General features: G+C 60.8%; 16 protein-coding genes. 12 read left to right on the forward strand and 4 right to left on the reverse strand.

Features of this window, described 5'->3' with window-relative positions; all coding sequences use genetic code 11:
* Window positions 1-3: 3 nt before the first annotated feature.
* The 5 genes from rng (at window position 4) to RE418_RS08765 (ending at window position 8,545) form a co-directional block, all read left to right on the forward strand.
* Window positions 4-1,473, forward strand: a complete 1,470-nt coding sequence (rng, locus tag RE418_RS08745; RefSeq protein WP_025304418.1) for a ribonuclease G — start codon at window positions 4-6, stop codon at window positions 1,471-1,473.
* Window positions 1,474-1,561: 88 nt separating this feature from the next.
* Window positions 1,562-5,365, forward strand: a complete 3,804-nt coding sequence (gene yhdP / locus RE418_RS08750) for an AsmA2 domain-containing protein YhdP (RefSeq protein WP_049204335.1) — start codon at window positions 1,562-1,564, stop codon at window positions 5,363-5,365.
* A complete protein-coding gene (nit1, locus tag RE418_RS08755; RefSeq protein ID WP_038629939.1) occupies window positions 5,362-6,204 on the forward strand; it encodes a deaminated glutathione amidase in 843 nt (280 codons plus the stop codon). The genes yhdP and nit1 overlap by 4 nt, the downstream gene beginning before the upstream one ends.
* Window positions 6,205-6,229: 25 nt before the next feature.
* Window positions 6,230-7,675 carry a metalloprotease TldD gene (gene tldD / locus RE418_RS08760; protein WP_025304416.1) on the forward strand — a complete coding sequence of 482 codons (1,446 nt, stop codon included), beginning with the start codon at window positions 6,230-6,232 and terminating at the stop codon, window positions 7,673-7,675.
* Between the two features lie 105 nt (window positions 7,676-7,780).
* Entirely contained in the window at window positions 7,781-8,545 is a 765-nt protein-coding gene (locus tag RE418_RS08765) for a CDP-diacylglycerol diphosphatase (protein ID WP_089181703.1), read from the forward strand.
* A 60-nt stretch (window positions 8,546-8,605) separates the two neighbouring features.
* Here RE418_RS08765 and RE418_RS08770 read toward each other — a convergent pair whose 3' ends face one another.
* Together RE418_RS08770 and RE418_RS08775 are read right to left on the reverse strand one after the other, a co-directional pair.
* Window positions 8,606-10,288, reverse strand: a complete 1,683-nt coding sequence (locus RE418_RS08770; protein WP_089181378.1) for a PglL family O-oligosaccharyltransferase — start codon at window positions 10,286-10,288, stop codon at window positions 8,606-8,608.
* A 694-nt stretch (window positions 10,289-10,982) separates the two neighbouring features.
* Complete coding sequence (locus tag RE418_RS08775) at window positions 10,983-11,924, reverse strand: nucleoside hydrolase (protein WP_025304397.1); 942 nt, start codon at window positions 11,922-11,924, stop codon at window positions 10,983-10,985.
* Between the two features lie 207 nt (window positions 11,925-12,131).
* Between RE418_RS08775 and RE418_RS08780 the strand changes: the two genes are divergently transcribed.
* Together RE418_RS08780 and RE418_RS08785 are read left to right on the forward strand one after the other, a co-directional pair.
* On the forward strand, window positions 12,132-12,407 hold the full coding sequence (locus RE418_RS08780) for a zinc ribbon domain-containing protein (protein ID WP_025304396.1): 276 nt from the start codon (window positions 12,132-12,134) through the stop codon (window positions 12,405-12,407).
* A complete protein-coding gene (locus tag RE418_RS08785) occupies window positions 12,404-12,748 on the forward strand; it encodes a hypothetical protein (protein ID WP_089181377.1) in 345 nt (114 codons plus the stop codon). Before RE418_RS08780 ends, RE418_RS08785 begins: the two co-directional genes overlap by 4 nt.
* On the opposite strand, the gene aaeR is transcribed toward RE418_RS08785, so the two are convergent.
* Window positions 12,739-13,650: an HTH-type transcriptional activator AaeR gene (gene aaeR / locus RE418_RS08790; RefSeq protein WP_025304394.1), complete on the reverse strand. Its 912-nt coding sequence runs from the start codon at window positions 13,648-13,650 to the stop codon at window positions 12,739-12,741. The two genes, RE418_RS08785 and aaeR, sit on opposite strands and share 10 nt — an antisense overlap.
* Window positions 13,651-13,963: 313 nt before the next feature.
* On the opposite strand from aaeR, the gene aaeX reads away from it, so the two are divergent.
* The 5 genes from aaeX to RE418_RS08815 all read left to right on the forward strand — a co-directional run bounded on the left by aaeX (window position 13,964) and on the right by RE418_RS08815 (window position 18,130).
* Complete coding sequence (gene aaeX / locus RE418_RS08795; RefSeq protein ID WP_004936952.1) at window positions 13,964-14,167, forward strand: p-hydroxybenzoic acid efflux pump operon protein AaeX; 204 nt, start codon at window positions 13,964-13,966, stop codon at window positions 14,165-14,167.
* Window positions 14,168-14,174: 7 nt separating this feature from the next.
* Window positions 14,175-15,110 (forward strand): p-hydroxybenzoic acid efflux pump subunit AaeA, encoded by a 936-nt coding sequence (gene aaeA, locus RE418_RS08800; protein ID WP_033644462.1) that lies wholly within the window; start codon window positions 14,175-14,177, stop codon window positions 15,108-15,110.
* Complete coding sequence (aaeB, locus tag RE418_RS08805; protein WP_025304392.1) at window positions 15,110-17,077, forward strand: p-hydroxybenzoic acid efflux pump subunit AaeB; 1,968 nt, start codon at window positions 15,110-15,112, stop codon at window positions 17,075-17,077. Before aaeA ends, aaeB begins: the two co-directional genes overlap by 1 nt.
* Window positions 17,078-17,357: 280 nt before the next feature.
* The gene (locus RE418_RS08810) at window positions 17,358-17,825 is read left to right on the forward strand and encodes a ribonuclease (RefSeq protein ID WP_025304391.1); all 468 of its coding nucleotides are present in this window, start codon (window positions 17,358-17,360) and stop codon (window positions 17,823-17,825) included.
* Between the two features lie 5 nt (window positions 17,826-17,830).
* Entirely contained in the window at window positions 17,831-18,130 is a 300-nt protein-coding gene (locus RE418_RS08815) for a barstar family protein (protein ID WP_004936963.1), read from the forward strand.
* Between the two features lie 30 nt (window positions 18,131-18,160).
* Here RE418_RS08815 and yjgA read toward each other — a convergent pair whose 3' ends face one another.
* A complete protein-coding gene (gene yjgA / locus RE418_RS08820; protein WP_004936968.1) occupies window positions 18,161-18,709 on the reverse strand; it encodes a ribosome biogenesis factor YjgA in 549 nt (182 codons plus the stop codon).
* Window positions 18,710-18,847: the final 138 nt, after the last annotated feature.

Consider the following 18,847-nt stretch of genomic DNA (forward strand, 5'->3'; position numbering starts at 1 on the left):
GGCATGACAGCTGAGCTACTGGTTAATATCACACCGTCTGAAACGCGGGTCGCCTATATCGATGGCGGCATTCTGCAAGAGATTCATATCGAACGCGAATCCAAACGCGGCATCGTCGGCAATATCTATAAAGGGCGCGTCAGCCGCGTCCTGCCGGGGATGCAGGCGGCGTTCGTCGACATCGGCCTGGACAAGGCCGCCTTCCTGCACGCCTCCGACATCATGCCGCATACCGAATGCGTCGCCGGCGACGAGCGGAAAAACTTCCACGTGCGCGACATCGCCGAGCTGGTGCGCCAGGGGCAAGACCTGATGGTGCAGGTGGTGAAAGATCCGCTCGGGACCAAGGGCGCGCGTCTGACCACGGATATCACGCTGCCTTCGCGCTATCTGGTCTTCATGCCGGGCGCGGCGCACGTCGGCGTTTCGCAGCGCATCGACAGCGAAGCCGAGCGCGAGCGCCTGAAGTCCATCGTTGCGCCGCACTGCGACGAGCTGGGCGGCTTTATTATCCGCACCGCGGCGGAAGGCATCGGCGAGGAAGAGCTGGCGCAGGATGCCGCGTTCCTCAAACGCCTGTGGACCAAGGTGATGGAGCGCAAGAAGCGCAACCAGACCAAATACAAGCTGTACGGCGAGCTGGCGCTGGCGCAGCGCATCTTGCGCGATTTCGCCGGCGCGGCGCTGGATCGCATTCGCGTCGATTCGCGGCTGACGCACGATCTGTTGGTGGAGTTTACCGGCGAGTACATCCCGGACATTACCAACAAGCTCGAACTCTACACCGGCAGCCAGCCAATTTTCGATCTGTACGACGTGGAAAACGAAATCCAGCGCGCGCTGGAGCGCAAGGTTGAGCTAAAGTCCGGTGGCTATCTGATCATCGATCAGACCGAGGCGATGACCACCGTCGATATCAATACCGGCGCCTTCGTCGGCCACCGCAACCTCGACGAAACCATCTTCAATACCAACATCGAGGCGACGCAGGCCATCGCGCGCCAGCTGCGGCTGCGCAACCTGGGCGGCATTATCATCATCGACTTTATCGATATGAACAACGAAGAGCATCGCCGCCGGGTGCTGCACTCGCTGGAGCAGGCATTGAGTAAAGATCGGGTAAAAACCACGATCAACGGCTTCTCTCAGCTAGGCTTAGTTGAAATGACGCGTAAACGCACGCGTGAAAGCATTGAACATGTGCTCTGTCACGATTGTCCTACTTGCAATGGGCGCGGCACCGTGAAAACGGTGGAAACCGTGTGCTACGAGATCCTGCGCGAGATTGTACGCGTGCACCATGCTTACGATTCCGATCGCTTCCTGGTGTACGCCTCCGCGGCGGTTGGCGAAGCGCTGAAGAGCGAAGAGTCGCATGCGCTGGCCGAAGTGGAGATCTTCGTCGGCAAACAGGTGAAGGTGCAGATCGAACCGTTGTACAGCCAGGAGCAGTTCGACGTCGTCATGATGTAGCCCGCCCGACATCGGTAGGGGCCCGGCACGCCGGGCCCGTCAGTGCATAGATATTCCCGTTGCCAGGCAGCGGAGCAAGGAGAACTGCGTGAGGCGACTGCCTGGGATTCTGTTAGCAACAGGCGCCACCCTAATCGTGATTGTGGCGCTGCTGATCAGCGGGCTGCGCCTGATGCTGCCGAAGCTGAACGACTATCGTCCCCAACTGCTGGCGCAGGTGGAGAAGCTATCCGGTGTGCCTGTGCAGATGGATTTCCTGCAGGGCAGTTGGGAAACGTTCGGCCCACAGCTTGAAGTGCGCAACCTGAGCGTTACGCTGCCCAAAAGCGATGTGCATATCGAACGCGTGACGCTGGCGCTGGACGTGTGGCAATCGCTGCTGCACTGGCGCTGGCAGTTCCGCGATCTGACCTTCTATCAATTCCGCCTCGATCTGAACGCCACGCTGGGCGGCGATCGTGAGGGCGACGGCCTTGAGCCCGGTAAAATCAGCGATCTGATGCTGCGCCAGCTCGACCATTTCGATCTGCGCGACAGCCGTATCTCGTTCCTGACGCCCGCCGGCGCGCGCGCCGAATTCGACATTCCCCAGCTGACCTGGCTCAACGGCCGCGATCGCCACCGCGCCGAGGGGCAGATCAGCCTGTCGACGCTGAACGGCCAGCACGGTGTGGTGCAGCTGCGCATGGACCTGCGCGATAATCAGGGCCTGCTGGACACCGGCACGGTCTATCTGCAGGCCGATAACATCGACATGAAACCCTGGTTTACCCGCTGGCTGCGCGCCAACACCGGGCTGGAAAGCGCAGACTTCAGCCTGGCAGCCTGGCTGCAGGTGCAAAACGGCGAGATCGCCGGCGGCCATGCGTTGCTCAAGCAGGGGGCGGCCAACTGGAATACCGGCGCCGCGCAGCACCGGCTGGACGTAGACAATCTGGCGCTGTCGCTGCGCCGCCAGGGCACCGGTTGGCAGCTCGACGTGCCGCAGCTGCGGTTGAGCACCGACGGCCAGGCCTGGCCGCAGGGCGCGCTTTCTGCGCTGTGGCTGCCGGAAAACACCGAATTTATGGGGCCGGCGCAGAATGAAGAGCTGCGGGTGCGCGCGACCCATCTTCAGTTGGAGCGTCTATCGGCGTTGCTGCCGACCTTCTCGTTCCTCAGCCCGGACGTGCTCGATCGCTGGAACGATCTGCAGCCGCAGGGGAAGATGGAAGCGCTGGCGCTGGACATCCCGCTCAAGCAGCCGGAAAAGAGCCGTTTTCAGGCGCTGTGGCGCGATGTCAGCTGGCAGCGTTGGGAACTGCTGCCGGGCGTCAACCACTTCTCCGGCGCGTTGAGTGGCGGGGTGGAGAACGGCCGCCTGACGCTGGGGCTCACCGACAGCACCCTGCCTTACGGCGACATGTTCCGCGCCCCGCTTGAAATCAGCAGCGCGCGTGGCGCGCTGACCTGGCGTTACAACGATCAAGGCTGGGAGCTGGCGAGTCAGGGGCTGGACGTCAAGGCGAAGTCGCTGTGGGTCAACGGCGATTTCCGTTATCAGCAGCCGGCCAAGGGCGATCCGTGGCTGAATATCCTGGCGGGCATCCGCCTGTATGACGGCGCCGACGCCTGGCGCTATTTCCCGGAACCGCTGATGGGCAAGCATCTGGTGGACTACCTGGGCGGCGCCATTCAGGGCGGCCAGGTGGATAACGCCACGCTGATTTATTCCGGCGATCCGCAGCATTTCCCGTACCGCAAAAACGAAGGGCAGTTCGAAGTCTTCGTACCGCTGCGTCACGCCACCTTCCAGTTCCAACCGGGCTGGCCGGCGCTGACCGATTTGGCGATCGATCTCGATTTCGCCAACGAGGGGCTGTGGATGCATGCGCCGCAAACCCGCTTGGGCAAGGTGGCGGGTAAAAATATCAGCGCGGTGATCCCGGATTACCTGAAAGAACGGTTGCTGATCGACGCCGAAGTCGCGGGTGCGGGCAGCGACGTACATGACTACTTCATGCAGACACCGTTGCATGATTCGCTGGGGGCGGCGCTGGATCAGCTGCAGATTGGCGGTGATGTCAGTGGGCGCTTACATCTCGATATCCCCCTGGACGGCGAGCAGGTCAGAGCCACCGGTGAAGTGGCGCTGAACAACAATTCGTTGCTGATAAAACCGCTGGAAAGCGAGCTGCAGAAGCTCAGCGGCAAGTTCCGCTTCGACAATGGCAATCTGGAGAGCGACACCCTGTCGGCCAACTGGTTCGGGCAACCGGTGGCGGTCAACTTCACTACGCAGGAAGGCGAGCGTGACTACAAGGTCAACGTCGGTCTGAAAGGAGACTGGCAGCCGGGCAAGTTCCCCGGCCTGCCAAAAGAGGCCGCCGATGCGCTCAGCGGCAGTGCGCCCTGGCAGAGCCAGGTGGCCATCACGCTGCCGCATCAGGGCTCGGCCAGCTACGATATCGGCCTTGACGCAGACCTGAAGAAAGTGAGCAGTCACTTACCTTCGCCACTGGACAAGGCGTCGGGAGAGGCGCTGCCGGTGAACGTCAAGGTCAAAGGCGGTTTGAACGGCTTTATGTTGACCGGCAGCGCGGGCAAACAGAACCGCTTCAACAGCGAATGGAACTTCGATAAAAAACAGGTGAACCTGGCGCGCGCCGCCTGGCAAACCAACGGGGGCGGCACCCCGCCTCTTCCGGCCGGCAAGTCGATGACGTTGAACCTGCCGGCGCTGGACGGCGAGCAGTGGCTGGCGCTGCTGGCACCGGCGCTGAAACAGGGCGGCGGCAGCGGTCAGGTGGGCGGTTTCAGCTTCCCCACCACCGTGGCGCTGACCACGCCGCAGCTGCTGTTGGGCGGCCAGGCCTGGCATAAGCTGACGCTGTCGGCCGAGAAACAGCTTGGCGCTACCCTGGTGAGCGCCAAGAGCGACGAAGTGGATGGTAGCCTGCGGGTGGCCGATCGCGGGCCGTGGCGCGCCGATATCAACTACCTGTATTACAACCCGCAGTTCGCAGAGACGAAAAACGCGGCGGGCACGCCGCCGCCGTCGACCGAGAACGTTTCCTTCCGCGACTGGCCTTCGTTGATGCTGCGCTGCAAATCGTGCTGGGTGCTGGGGCAGAACCTCGGCAGGGTCGAGGCGGATCTGACCAATCGGGGCGATACCCTGACGCTGGATCACGGCCTGGTCGATACCGGCAAAGGGCGCATGACCGCCACCGGCCTGTGGAAACAAAATGCGCAGGAAGAGCGCAGCTCGCTGAAAGGCAAGCTGCTTGGCGGCAAGATCGATGAAACCGCCGCCTTCTTCGGCATCACCATTCCGCTTAAGGGCGCGCCTTATGACGTGGATTTCGATCTGTACTGGCATGGCACGCCGTGGCAGCCACGGGTCGATACGCTGAGCGGTGCGCTGCAGGTCAAGATGGGCAAGGGTGAAATCGACAGTATGGGCGGTGGCCGTGCCGGTCAGCTGCTGCGGCTGGTCAGTTTCGATGCCCTGCTGCGCAAGCTGCAGTTCGATTTCAGCGATACCTTCGGCAAAGGCTTCTACTTTGATTCCATCCGCAGTACCGCCTGGCTGAAAGATGGCATAATGCATACAGATAATCTATTGATCGACGGCCTGGCGGCGGATATCGCCATGAGCGGCCAGATCGATCTGGCGCGCCGTCGCATCGATATGGAGGCGGTGGTGGCGCCGGCGATTTCGGCGACGGTCGGCGTAGCCACGGCGTTTGTCGTCAACCCGATCGTCGGCGCGGCGGTATTTGCCGCCTCGCAGGTGCTGGGGCCGCTGTGGAGCAAGATTTCGCTGATTCGCTACCATATCAGCGGCGATCTCGACCAGCCGAAGATCAATGAGGTACTTCGTAAGGCAAAGGAGGATAAGGCGTCATGAGGAATGCTAACGTTGCGTTGTTGCAGTTGTGCAGTGGCGATCAGGTGCGCGATAACCTGGCCCAGATTGAACAGCAGATCAAGCAGCTCAATGCCGGGGTAAAACTGGTCATGACGCCGGAGAACGCGTTGTTGTTCGCCAACTCCGCGGCCTATCGCCAACAGGCGGAAAAACAGGGCGATGGTCCGCTGCAGAACGCGGTGCGCGAACTGGCGCGCCGTTATGGCGTGTGGTTGCTGGTGGGCTCGATGCCGCTCGTCAGCCGTGAGAACCCGGAGCTTATCACCACCAGCAGCCTGTTGTTCGACGAGCAGGGCGAGATCCGCGCCCGCTACGACAAGCTGCACATGTTCGATGTGGACATCAACGACGCGCACGGCCATTACCGCGAGTCGGATACCTACCAGCACGGGCAGCACCTGACGGTGGTGGATACGCCGGTCGGGCGTTTGGGCATGACCATATGTTACGATCTGCGCTTCCCTGCGCTGTTCCAGGCGTTGCGGGCGCAGGGCGCCGAACTGATTTCGGTGCCGGCTGCCTTTACCCGGGTGACCGGCGAGGCGCATTGGGAAATCCTGCTGCGCGCCCGGGCGATCGAAAACCAGTGCATGATCCTGGCGCCGGCGCAGGTGGGGCGCCACGGGCCGACCCGCCGCACCTGGGGCCACTCGATGGCTGTCGACGGCTGGGGCAAGGTGTTGGCCGAGAACGCGGACGCCGTGGCGGCACTGAAGGTGCGTGTGGACGCCGCAAGCCTGAAAAATATTCGTGCGCAGATGCCGGTGCTGCAGCACAACCGATTCCAGACGTCGCTGACGGCGCCGTCTGACAAGTAATCCTCCAATCAAGAGTGAAACCATTATGAGCCTGACGTTTGTCAGTGAGCAGTTACTCGCTACCAACAAGCTGAGTCATCAAGACCTGTACAGGGTATTGGGTCAACTGGCAGAACGCCGTATCGACTACGCCGATCTCTATTTCCAGTCCAGCTATCACGAAGCCTGGGTGATCGAGGACGGCATCATCAAGGATGGCTCTTACAATATCGATCAGGGCGTCGGCGTGCGCGCCGTCAGCGGTGAGAAGACCGGCTTCGCCTATGCCGATCAGATCACCCTGAATGCGCTGCAGCAAAGCGCCCAGGCGGCGCGCAGCATCGTGCGCGAGCAGGGCGACGGGCGGGCGCATACTCTGGGCGAAATCGGTTATCAGGCGCTGTACCCGCTGCTCGATCCGTTGCAAAGCCTGCCGCGCGAAGAGAAAATCGCCCTGCTGCACCGCGTCGACAAGGTGGCGCGCGCCGCCGATGCGCGGGTGCAGGAAGTGAACGCCAGCATCACCGGCGTTTACGAGCAGGTGCTGGTGGCCGCCACCGACGGCACGCTGGCAGCGGACGTTCGCCCGCTGGTGCGCCTTTCCGTCAGCGTGCTGGTGGAGCAGGACGGCAAGCGTGAGCGCGGCTCCAGCGGCGGCGGCGGCCGTTTCGGCTATGACTACTTCCTGGAAGCCGTCGACGGCGAGGTGCGCGCCGATATCTATGCCCAAGAGGCGGTGCGCATGGCGCTGGTCAATCTTGGCGCAGTGGCGGCGCCGGCCGGCAATATGCCGGTGGTGCTGGGGGCCGGCTGGCCAGGCGTGCTGCTGCACGAGGCGGTGGGCCACGGCCTGGAAGGCGACTTCAACCGGCGCGGCACCTCGGTGTTCAGCGGCCATATGGGCGAGCTGGTGGCGTCCGAGCTGTGCACCGTGGTGGATGACGGCACCCTGCAAGGGCGCCGCGGCTCGCTGGCGATCGACGACGAAGGCGTGCCGGGCCAGTACAACGTACTGATCGAAAACGGCGTGCTGAAAGGCTACATGCAGGACAAGCTCAACGCGCGGCTGATGGGCGTCGCCCCGACCGGCAACGGCCGCCGCGAGTCCTACGCGCATCTGCCGATGCCGCGTATGACCAACACCTACATGCTGGCGGGCCAATCGACGCCGGAAGAGATCATCGCCAGCGTCGAGTACGGCCTGTACGCGCCGAACTTTGGCGGCGGCCAGGTGGACATCACCTCCGGCAAGTTCGTGTTCTCCACCACCGAAGCCTATCTGATCGAGAAAGGGCGTATCACCAAGCCGGTGAAGGGGGCGACGCTGATCGGCTCCGGCATCGAGGCGATGCAGCAGATTTCGATGGTCGGCAACGATCTGGCGCTTGATAAAGGCGTGGGTGTGTGCGGCAAGGAAGGCCAGAGTGTGCCGGTGGGCGTCGGCCAACCGACGCTGAAACTGGACACGCTGACCGTCGGCGGCACGGCGTAATTTTTCCTCAAGGGGCCGCATTGGCCCCTTGTTCATTCCCCATTTTGAGTTTTCTCTCGCCCGCGCAAAGAGTGCTGTGCGGCGATGATGCCGAGAAAGATGACGATGGCGTGCTTTGGTGTGTCTACCCGGCGTTGGCTGCTGGTGCTGGGGGTTCTCTCCTTGACGGGGTGCGCCCGTTCCGATGCGCTGTGGGGCGTGGTCGATAAGCTCTGCATGGCCAACTATCAGCAAAAGCGCGATCCGGCCCCGTGTGAGCAGATTTATATGCCGCAGGGGAAAGCGCAAGGCTTCAGCGTGCTGCAAAACCCGCGTTATCCCTATCACTTCATCCTGGTGCCGACGGCGCCGCTCTCCGGTATTGAAAGCCCGCAGCTGCTGGCCGGGGAACGGACGGACTATTTTGGCTATGCATGGCTGATGCGTTACCGGTTGGCCGCCGAGTATGGCGGGCCGGTGCCGGATGATATGTTGGGCATGGCGATCAACTCCGCTTACGGCCGTAGCCAGAACCAATTGCATATTCACCTGACCTGTCTGCGCGAAGATGTACGGCGCCAGCTGCAGGCGGAACGCCCCTATATACAGGAACAATGGCGGCCTTTGCCGGATAAGCTGTTGCGCCACACCTATTATGCTCGCCGCGTGATGAAGCCGACCGCGATGGGCATCTACCCGATTAAGGATCTGGCGGGTTATTTCCATCTGTCGCCGCAGCAGCTGGCGGAATATGGCGTGGCGTTAGTGCCCACCACGTTTGCCGGCCAACGGGGTTTTATCTTGCTGGCCTCGAAGCGCGGCTGGGACGTTGGCAACCGCGCTTCGGTAGAGTCGCTGCTGGATAAAGAGTGCGCGATATTGCCGCGTTGATTTTGCTACATAAAATGACACAGGTGAGAGCGACGAGGTCTCGCTCTCACCTTGTTGTCCCTACCTGAACCGCGCATCCCGAGAAAACAGAAAAGCGGCCTCCCGCAGGCGAGCCTCGGCTTGTGCCTGATCCCCCTGATAGCGCAAGATCATGATCAGCGTGGCGTAGACGTTGGCGTCGATACGGCGCTGCAGATAGGCATTGGCCCACTGCCGATAGCCGGTCAACAGGGCATCATCGCGCGTTTGGTTATAGACCAGCAGCGCGTGAGATTGCTCGTCGAACGTTTTGCGCTCCCGGTAGATCCAGGCGGCCGGCGGCGGCATCTGCTCGATGCTGTCGATGGTGGCCAGCATCGTGCGCTCCGATTGGGTGAGCGCCATGCGCCCTTGCCAGGCGAAGACCGCCATCACTAACACGCCGAGCGCCGCCATTGCTACAGGCAGACTCAGGGCTTTGGCTAACGGCAGCGGGCGTGGGGCGCCGGTTTGGCCGTCCAACAGTGCCAGCAGCAGCAGAAACGCCAGCCAATGCGGCGCAGACAGATAGAAAGGGTATTCCAGTTGGGTGTGTATCAACATTGGCAGCAGCACCAGAAACAGCCCGACGCGCGCACCGGCCGGCGCTTCGCGATCCCGTTGCCAGGCGCGTTTCAGCAGCAGCGCGCCGGCGACGATGACGATAGCGATACCTGCCAGCGCCGGCAGGCCGCCCTCAACCCACCACAGCAGGATTTCATTGTGCGGATGCCCGGCGACTTCCAGCACTTCTCGCCAGGGCATTGTCTGCAGGCGGAAGTGCGCGAAGCTGTATTCAAAGCCGCCATAGCCCCAGCCCAGCAGCGGTTTGGCGAAAATCATGGCGACGGTGTCTTGCAGCATGGTCAGACGTGAATAATTAGAGCCTTCGCGTGCGATGAGACCTGCGCGGCCATCCAGGCCAAAGCCGGTGAACAGCACCGTCAGACCGATCGCGGCGCCCAGCAGCAGCGCGCCACCCGCCCAGCGGCTTTCGAGCGTGCGGTGGCGGGCAAAGCGCCACAGCAGTAGCAGCGCCGCCAATGCGGCCCCCAACCAGGCGGCGCGCGACTGGATCAGCACCAGCAGGGCTGAGAAAGCGGCCAGCAGCGCGAGCAGCGGGATTTGCCGCCGCCGCGTTGGCGCAGAGAGGGGAGCCAGCAGCTGCCAGAGCGCCAAAGCCAACCCGGTGGCGATAAAGCTGCCCAGCACGTTCGGTTGCTGAAAGACGCCGTAGACCCGGCTGCCGTTAGGGGATACCCAAGCCAGCGCGGGGGCGAACAGTTGCAGAGCCGCCAGCAGTGTCTGAACGCCGACGGCGAACAGCAGACCGTACAGCAACAGGTTGCGCTGCCTGGGGGTTAGGCGCAGTTGCAGGCAGGCGACATAGAAAAGCCAACCACCGAGCAGACCGGCGCAGCGCCACAGGGCGTCTTCGCGCCACTCGGAGCGAGTATACAGCAGCGGCAGCGCCAGCACGGCGATGCCGAGCAGCAACAGGCGTGCGGTGGGGGTCAGCGAAAGACGGGTGCGGCCAAGGCAAACGGTGAACGTCACTATCAGCGTGGTGAGCGCCATGACGGCCCAGGCCAGAATGTTTTGCGGCAGCGCCAGACCGTCGCCGCCCATATTGGGGTAATAAATCGGCAGGATCACCGTCATCCAGATCAGCAGCAGGGGCAGCACGGCGATGGTCGCTGTGTTAGCGGGAGATTTATCGGCCATGGTTAACCTGCCATGGCCTGATAGCGTTTATTGAATGCATGTTTTTATTATTCCCTTTCCTTTGTCCTGATATTGAAATGCGTGTAATGTTCAATTCGCAAATGTCTCACGGGAAATTTAAACCGTCTTTATGGTGAAGCGATAAATAATGTTTGCCCTGAGAATGCGAGAGGCTGTGTACCCAAAGAAAGTTTAAGCCGTATTTTTCACCCGCAAAAGGTATGTTTGTTGTTTGCAAAAACAGACGCGCCATTTTCTCAAATCTATTGTGATTCAGTCAATTCATTATCTAATTCTTGTTTTTATCAATTTAAATCAAATGGTTGGTTGTGATTTCTACGTGCGCGAATATCGTGGAGTATCCCGGCAATGGCCTATATTGGCAGGCCCTGTGAAGAATAGAAGAGGTATCTGCTTTTTTAATTGACGTCGTCAGTGTCGGCGCGATGGCGGAAATTTATCTCATCGTTTCTCATTGCTGATTTTTAAATTCAATGTGATTTTCATTTTATTATTTTTATTAGGATTCTTCTTGTCTTTATCTGTTTTTTTAAATTTTCATGAAATGATTTATTATTAGGATTGTTCTGCTGCATTGGAAATAAAAGCAGTTATGACTTGAGCCTCCCCGTTGCCGCGGCAGAATACAGACTAACGCGCTTGCCCAAGCGCGTTAGTCTCGTCTCTTGTGCGCTTACTCCACGTCGCCGATCCGTTCCAGCGCATCCACCACCAGATCCCAGAATTTATCCTGATCCAGTTTGACCGCGACCTGGGTGTGGCAGTCCGGCGGCGGCGGCGCGCGGAAGTCCGCGACCGTCATGCCCAACGTCAGGGTGCCGGTCAACTCGATATCCACCGGCGCTTTGCGCACCGACATGACGCTCGGATCGATCACATAGGCCACCGCGCAAGGATCGTGCACCGGCGGGGCACTGAAGCCCTGCGCCTGCCGGTACATACGGCCAAAGAATGCCAGCAGTTCGCCGACGAAGGCGGCCGGCCGGGTGCCGAGGGCGGCGATGCGTTCGCAGACTGCCGGCGTGGCCAAAGCCTGGTGAGTGAGATCCAGCCCGACCATGGTCAGCGGCCATTTTTCGTTAAATACAATGTGCGCCGCTTCGGGATCGATTTTGATATTGAACTCCGCCACCGCGCTCCAGTTGCCCACATGATAGCCGCCGCCCATCAGCACCACTTCCTTGACCCGCTCGGCAATGCGCGGCTCTTTACGCACCGCCATGGCGATATTGGTCAGGCCGCCGGTAGGCACCAGCGTCACGCTGCCGGGCGGGTGGGCCATCACGGTCTCGATGATCAGATCCACCGCGTGGCGCGAGTCCAGCTGCAGGTGGGGTTCCGGCAGCACCGGGCCATCGAGGCCGGAATCGCCGTGAATGTCGGGCGCCACTTCGATATTGCGCACCAGCGGGCGCGGGCAGCCGGCGGCGAAGGGTACGCCGGTGATATTGGCGATGCGGGCCACCGCCAGCGCGTTGCGCGTCACTTTGTCCAGCGTTTGGTTACCCACCACGGTCGTGACCGCCAGTAGGTCGATCTGCGGATTGCCCCAGGCCAGCAACAGGGCGATGGCGTCGTCATGCCCCGGGTCACAGTCCAGTATGATTTTTTTCATGGTTATTCCTGATGCAGGGAGAGGTTTCCGCAGCATAACGCAGCGCGGTGGCGTGGGATAATGCCGATGGTGCTTTTGTTAACGGCATCAAAGCCTTGCCACTTTTACGATGTAATGAAACGTAAATCCTTCTCGTCGGGCTTTACCCTGGAGTTTACTCCAGGGTTTACAGTGAGGTTCAGCGTCAATGCACAGAGGAGAGGCGGGATGAGCTTACTGAAACGGTTGTTGGGGCAAGGCGGTATTAACGGCGGTCATCTGCGTGCGAGCCACGGCGGTGGGCATCATGGCAACCGCTATAACCAGCATGGCGAGCCGGGGCCGCAGTGTCCGGAATGCCGGGCCGTGAATAAATCGGGCGCCCGTTATTGCCACCGCTGCGGTCAGCCGTTTGCCGCGGCGAGCGCCACCTGCGGACAGTGCGCCGCGCCGCTGCCGCCGGGGAGCCGCTTTTGTCCGCAGTGCGGCGGCGGTGTGCCGTGAACCGGGGCGGTTGGACACTCGCGCTGCTGCTGGGTGCCATGGTGCTGTGGACGCTGCTGGCCTGGGGCGTCGCCGGGGTGCTGGCCTGGCTCCCGTCGTTGGCGGAGGCAGCCGGGAAAGTATCGTTGCCGGTGAACGGTGCGCTGAACCTGGTGCCGCAGGCGGTGTTGGACGTCTGGCTACCGTGGCTGAAACAGCTGGCCAGCGGGCTGGCGAGCTATTTTCCTCTGCTGCTGACCTGGGCGGGCTACGCCGTCTGGCTGTTGTGGGGCCTCGGTATGTTGGCGCTGACGCTGCTGGGTGCGCTGGCGCACCGTTATTTGAGCACGGCTCAGCGATAGCCCTGATAGACTGCCGCTACGCGTTCGAAATAGTCGGTTAAATAATTGATGCACACCTGCACCTTCAGCGGCAGTTTGTCCTTCTCGGTATAGAGCGCGTAGATCGGCCGCGGATCCGAATGGTAGCTTTTGAACAGGATCTCAATTTCGCCGCGTTTGATCTCTTCGATCACCCACATCAGCGGAGCGTAGGCGATGCCGGCGCCGTTTTTCAGCCAACGGATCATGGTGGAAGAGTCGTTGGTGACGAAGCGCCCCTGCGGGGAAATGCGCGTGGTGATGCCTTCCGGCGACATCAGTTCGAATTCGCTGTCGGGCCGCACGCTGTACTCCAGCCAGGAGAAGTTGACCATGTCGCTCGGCTTCTGCGGCGTGCCGTGTTGGCTCAGGTAGCTTTTGGCGGCGCACACCACCATCGGCATCTGCCCCAGGCGGCGGGAGAACAGGCTGGAGTCCTGCAGCGCCCCGGTGCGGATCACCAGATCCAGCCCGTCGGTGATCAGATCCGGCGCCGGAATGCCGGTCACCAGGTTGACCGTCAGACCCGGGTACTCTTTCATCATCTCGGCGGTCATGTTCGCCAGCACGTTTTGCGCCATGGTGGATGAGCTGCCGATGCGCAGCGTACCGGCGGGCGTATTGTTAAACGCGTACAGCTGCTCATGCACTTCGCTGACTTCCTGCAGCATGCGTCGGCAGCCCTGATAGTAGATTTTGCCGGCCTCAGTCAGGCCGATGCTGCGCGTGCTGCGGTTCAACAGCTTGACCTGCAGCTCATTTTCCAGTTTCGAGACGGTTTGGCTGATCGATGAAACGCTCATGCCGAGTTGGCGCGCGGCCGCGGTAAACGACCCGAACTCAACCACTTTGGCGAATACCGACATCCGTTTTAATCTTTCCATTATTCACTCTGGCTTAAAAGTGATTTAGATCACAGATTGTTGATGCCTTGATAGTAAGCAGGCTAATATAACGTGGTCGGGTGAATAGACCTTACCAACGTGCGAGAGCGATCGGCGACGTAATCTTGCCGCTCCTCCGGCACCCTCGCAATCCCTGTCGTGGACGTCTGCCCCAAAGTTTAACCTTTTTTCAGGTTCGTGACCTGGACAAGCTGTCTGGTCAAGATTTGTGGCGCGCGCACGCTAAAATGTAAAGAGAATGTGAATGGCGAGATGTGTCTTCCCCGGCGCAGTGAACAATAAGGAAAAAGTGATGAGTTTGCTTCCGGTTATGGTCATCTTCGGACTGTCGTTTCCGCCGGTGTTTTTCGAGCTGCTGGTGTCGCTGGCGCTGTTTTTTCTCTTGCGCCGCCTGCTGCAGCCGACGGGGATTTACGATTTTGTCTGGCATCCGGCGCTGTTTAATACCGCGCTGTATTGCTGCTTGTTTTATCTGATTTCGTGTCTTTTTGTTTGAGGTCGCTGTGAAAAATTTTTCGATAAAAATAACCCGAATCGCGATCACTTTGATTCTTGTGCTGCTGGGCATTGCCGCGGTATTCAAGGCCTGGGTGTTCTACACCGAGTCGCCGTGGACGCGTGATGCCAAGTTCACCGCCGACGTGGTGGCGATCGCGCCGGACGTCAGCGGCCTGCTGACCGACGTGCCGGTGGTGGACAACCAGCTGGTGAAAAAAGGTCAGGTGCTGTTCGTGGTCGATCGGCCGCGTTATGAGCAGGCCTTGGCGGAAGCCGGCGCCGACGTCGCCTACTATCAGACGTTGGCGGCGGAGAAACGGCGTGAGGCCGGCCGCCGCGTGAAGTTGGGCGTGCAGGCGATGTCGCAGGAAGAGATTGACCAGTCGAACAACTCGCTGCAGACCGTGCAGCACCAGCTGGCGAAGGCCATTGCGGCGCGCGAGCTGGCGCAGCTGGATCTGGAGCGCACCACGGTGCGCGCCCCGGCCGATGGCTGGATCACCAACCTCAACGTACACGCCGGTGAATACATCACCCGTGGGTCGGTGGCGGTGGCGCTGGTGAAGAAAGATTCCTTCTACATCCTGGCGTACCTGGAAGAGACCAAGCTGAACGGCCTGAATAAGGGCGATCGCGCGGAGATCACTCCGCTCGGCAGTAACCGCATCATGCACGGCACCGTCGACAGCGTGGCGGCGGCGGTGAACAACAGCAGCAGCACGGTGAACAACAAAGGGTTGGCCTCGATCGACAGCAACCTGGAGTGGGTACGCCTGGCGCAGCGCGTGCCGGTGAAAATCCTGCTGGACGCCAAGGATCAACAGCATCCGTACCCGGCCGGCACCACTGCCACCGTGGTGATCGTTGGCAAAAACGATCGCAATGCCGACAGCGGCTCACCTTTTGTGCGCCTGATGCACCGGCTGCGTGAGTTCGGCTAATGAGCAGCCCAACCTTTATCCGGCTGAGATTCGCCTTCAAACTCAGCTTCGCGATTGTGTTTGCGCTGTTCGTCGGCTTCCATCTCAATCTGGAAACCCCGCGCTGGTCGGCGATGACCGCCGCCATCGTCGCCGCCGGCCCGGCCTTTGCCGCCGGCGGTGAACCCTTCTCCGGCGCCATCCGCCACCGCGGCTGGCTGCGTATCATCGGCACCTTTATCGGCTGCTTCGTCGGCCTGATCATTATCATCACCACCGCCCGCGCGCCGGTGGTGATGCTGCTGCTGTGCTGCATCTGGGCCGGTTTCTGCACCTGGCTTTCTTCACTCATCAAGGTGGAGAACTCCTATGCCTGGGGGCTGGCCGGATATACCGCGCTGATCATCATCGTGACGGTCGCTACCAGCGAGTCTCATCTGCTGGAAGCGCCGCAGTTCGCCATCGAGCGTTGCAGCGAGATCGTGCTGGGGATCGTCAGCGCCGTGTTGGCGGATCTGCTGTTCTCGCCGCGTTCGATCAAACAGGACATCGATCGGGCGGTGGATCAGCTGCTGGTGGCTCAATACCGCCTGATGCAGATGTGCATCAGCAACGCCGACAAAGAAGACATCGATCGCGCCTGGAGCAATCTGGTCAAGAGCACCACGGCCCTGGACGGCATGCGCAACAACCTGATGATGGAGTCCTCGCGCTGGCAGAAGGTCAATCGACGGGTGAAGGCGCTGCATACACTGTCGCTGACGCTGATCACCCAGGCCTGCGAAACCTATCTGATCTTGTTGAATCACCCGGAGGCACTGAAAGACAGCCTGCGGGAGCAACTGATGGTCCCGGCGGAAACCCCGCAGGAGATCCACAAGCGCATGAAGCTGTTGCGCCAGGTGCTGACCACGCATCGTTCCGAGGAAACGCTGCCGACCATCACCGGCTGGGTCGGCGCGGCGACGCGCTACCTGTTGCTGTCGAAAGGCGTGCACGCCAACTGCAGCATCAGCGCGGTGGAAGAAGGGGTGCTGAGCAACGAAACCGTGGTCAAACCGACCTCGGCGGAAGGGCATCACGCGATGATCAACGGCTTGCGTACCTTTGTGGCGACGGCCTTCGGCAGCCTGCTGTGGCTGTGGACCGGCTGGACGTCCGGCAGCGGTTTTATGGTGATCATCGCGGTGATCACCTCGCTGGCGATGCGCACCCCGGCGCCGCGCATGGTGGCGATGGATTTCGTGCTGGGCATGCTGGCGGCGATCCCGGTCGGTTCCCTGTTCTTCATGGTGATCCTGCCGGCGACCCAGCAGAGCATTTTGCTGCTGTGTCTCAGCCTCGGCCTGCTGGCGTTTTTCATCGGCATCGAGGTTCAGAAGCGGCGGCTCGGTTCGCTGGGGCTGCTGGCGGGGACCATCAACATTCTGGTGCTGAGCAACCCGATGGAGTTCAACGTGACCCAGTTTCTCGATGGGGCGCTGGGCCAGTTCCTCGGCAGCTGCGTTGGGCTGATGGTGCTGCTGCTGATCCGCGATAATTCGCGCGAACGCACCGGCCGCACGTTGCTCAACCAGTTCGTCAGCAGCGCGGTGTCGGCGCTGACCACCAAGGCGGCGCGCCGTCGGCAAAACCACCTGCCTGCGCTGTATCAGCAGCTTAATCAGCTGCTGATGATGTTCCCGAACGACATCGCCAAGTATCGTCTGGCGCTGAACCTGATCATCGCCCACCAGCGCATGCAGCGAGCGGAAATTCCGGCCAGCGAAGAGCTGTCGGCCTTCCACCGCCAGATCCGCAGCACCGCCGATCGGGTGGTCTCCGCCAAGAACGACGTCAAGCGCGCCTATTACTACGATCGCTTGCTGGGTGAGATGAATGAGTACCAGCAGAAGCTGGTGGACAATCAGGCGCCGCTCAGCGTCACCGGGCCCGTGAAACGCCTGGCCGATATGCTGCATCGCTATCGTCACGCCTTGATCGATTGATGCGTTCCCTCCTGTTGCGCCGCGTTGTGCGGCGCCTTCCCTGACTATACTGAAAGCAGTGCCCGATCTGGCGGGCCGTCTCATAAGAGGCGGCCCGTTTTCAGAGAGACTCCGAGTGCCAGAACGGCTGGAAAGTGGCATCATTGTCATGAATGGATGAAACGCTTACCGCCGCGAAAACGTGACGTGCCGGTCATCTTAGTTTCATCCAGGTCGACTATATACCTAACTAGCCTGGGGGAGCTGCGGCGCCTTCGGCGGCATAATTTCAGGGAATGTCATGAACAAGCGGATTCTGTTGGCGATTGTCATCGCCGTGGTCATCGCCGTCTTCAGCGCGCTGCGCGGCAACGAGCACCGTGCGATCGACGGCAATCCGGCGAGGGTGCCGGCACCGGCGGGCCAGCAGCAGAGCATCGACCGGCTCACGCAGCAGCAAACGGTGGTGAGCTACCTGCAGCAGCATCAGCGGCTGCCGGACTATTACGTCACCAAGAAGCAGGCGCGCGAGCAGGGCTGGGATCCGCGTTCAGGCAACCTCTGTGCAGTATTGCCGGGCAAGGCGATTGGCGGCGATCGATTCTCTAACCGTGAAGGGCAACTGCCGAGCGCCGGCGGCCGGGTCTGGCGCGAAGCGGACATCAATTACCAGTGTGGCCGGCGCGGCGCCGATCGCCTGTTGTATTCGAGCGACGGTCTGATCTTCGTCACGCGCGACCATTACAAAAACTTCATTCGTGTGGAGTGAGTTTGATGGCAAAAGTAGAGTTTGATTTTGAGCAGATCCAGGACGTGCCAACCTTCTACCGCGATTTCGCGCACAAGTTTGCGCTGGACGAGGGGTTTGGCGCCAACCTCGACGCGCTGTGGGACGTGGTGACCGGCGATATCGGTCTGCCGGTGGAAATCGAGTTCACCCACCTCAATGCCCGCAGCAAGCGTCGTTTCGGCGCAATCATTCTGCTGTTTGAAGAAGCGGAAGAAGAGCTGGAAGGCAGCCTGCGCTTTAATATCCGCGAAAGCAGCGGCGAACCGGCGCATCACCGGGGATGAAACGGGTTCATCCCGGGATGGCGGCGGCGCTTAGTCAGCCGCTTCGGCCAGCTCGCGCAGGTATTGGAAGATCTGGCGGTAAGCCTTAGGCGGCTTGTTGGCGGCCTTCTCTTTCTGCGCGTTGCGCACCAGTGAACGCAGCTGTTGACGATCGGCTGCTGGATACAGATCCAGGATCGACGGAATGACGTCATCGCCTTCTTCCACCAGGCGGTCGCGCAGCGCTTCCAGCTTATGGAACAGCGAAACCTGCTGGTTGTGGCGGTTTTTCAGCTTGTCGAGCGCGGTCTGAATCGGCTCGATATCGCGGGCGCGCAGCATCTTGCCGATCAGCTGCAGCTGACGGCGACGGCCCTCTTTCTTGATCTTCTGCGCCAGTTCGATGGCGGCGCGCAAATCTTCATCCAACGGAATGCGATCCAGCGCGTTTTTGCCCAGATCGACCATTTCGGCCCCCAGGTCTTTCAGCGCTTCGGCATCACGTTTAATTTCACTTTTACTGACCCAGATAATCTCGTCATCGTCCTCGTTTTCATTCTCCGGGACATCGTCGAGCCAGTCTTCAGGCTGTTTGTTCATGGTAGGCTCCGTTAAAAAGAGGCTAATCCTAACAGGTTGCCGGCTTTATGCGAAATTCAACGCGGTTCCTGTTAGACTCAACGGCAGAGATCTCAGGATTTTTGCGCGCCGCTCCGCGTGCACAACTACGCCGCTCCG

The organism is Serratia sp. szju, assembly GCF_044594185.1.
Taxonomy (GTDB): Bacteria; Pseudomonadota; Gammaproteobacteria; order Enterobacterales; family Enterobacteriaceae; genus Serratia; species Serratia bockelmannii.